This is a genomic window from Thermus sp. NMX2.A1, assembly GCF_000511705.1.
Lineage (GTDB): Bacteria > Deinococcota > Deinococci > Deinococcales > Thermaceae > Thermus > Thermus scotoductus.
Window position 1 is genome coordinate 1 of record NZ_ATNI01000095.1, and the last position, 918, is coordinate 918.

General features: G+C 62.1%; 1 protein-coding gene. It reads left to right on the forward strand.

The window, feature by feature from the left end; translation table 11 throughout:
• Positions 1–54 precede the first annotated feature (54 nt).
• Positions 55–900, forward strand: a complete 846-nt coding sequence (locus tag TNMX_RS10875) for a transposase (protein WP_038032147.1) — start codon at positions 55–57, stop codon at positions 898–900.
• Positions 901–918 lie beyond the last annotated feature (18 nt).

A 918-nucleotide genomic window follows, 5' to 3' on the forward strand; every position in this document is an offset into this window, starting at 1 on the left:
CCTTCGTGTGCTACTTGACCCCAACCCCTGGGATGTGAAAAAAGAGGGGGTGCTATGCTTCCAAACCGAGAGCACCCCCTCTACTATCTTGACGCAGAAACCCTCCTCGTGGCCATCTACATCTGGGTGGACGACGAGCTCAAGGCCCTTCAGGCCCAAGGGTTCAAGCTCCCCAGAAAGCAAAGGCACCAGAAAGCCACCTTGGCTGAACTCCTGGCCCTGGCCATCTTTCTCCTGCTGCAGGGCCAGGACCTGGCCAAGGGCTACCTGGCCGCTAAAACCACCCTCAAGGCCTACTTCCCCTCCCTCCCCCACCTCTCCCGCTTTTATCGGGTCCTGCAAAAGGCCCAGGGGTTGTTAGCTCACCTGGCCATAAGGCTTTCCGGGGGACAAGGCCTTCTGCAGGTGGTGGACCTCAAACCCATCCCCCTGGCCCACGGCCACCGGATCCACGGCCTCTCCCTTCCTGAAGCCGCCGTAGGCGTGGGGCCCCTGGGCGCGTTCGGCGGTTACGTGCTGATGCCGGTCATGAACGAGCGGGGCCTCTTTTTTCGCTGGGCCCTTCTCCCCGGAAATGCCCGGGAGACCTGGGGGAGGGACTTGGTGGCGGACCTCCCCGCGGTCTTGGGGGACCGGGGATTCCGTTGGGTCCAAGGCGTCAAGACCCCGCCCTACCGGGTTCGTGGGGGGAAGGTGGTGGAGACGGGGTGGAGAGGTTGGATGGGGAGGGTCAGGAACTGGATTGAGGTCCGGTTCAGCGTGATGGTGCGGTCTTTGGGCCTTCATCGGATAGAGGCTCGGTCCTACTGGGGCCTGGTAGCCCGAATAAACCTCATTCTGCTGGTTCACAACCTCATTCGGAGTCGGGTCTTGCTCAGGATGGCCGGGGTGGAGCTATGAGGTAGCACACGAAGGAAT

Excerpts from the sequence above, each read along its gene's own strand:
- TNMX_RS10875 (WP_038032147.1), top strand. The coding sequence starts at position 55 with ATGCTTCCAAACCGAGAGCACCCCCTCTACTATCTTGACGCAGAAACC.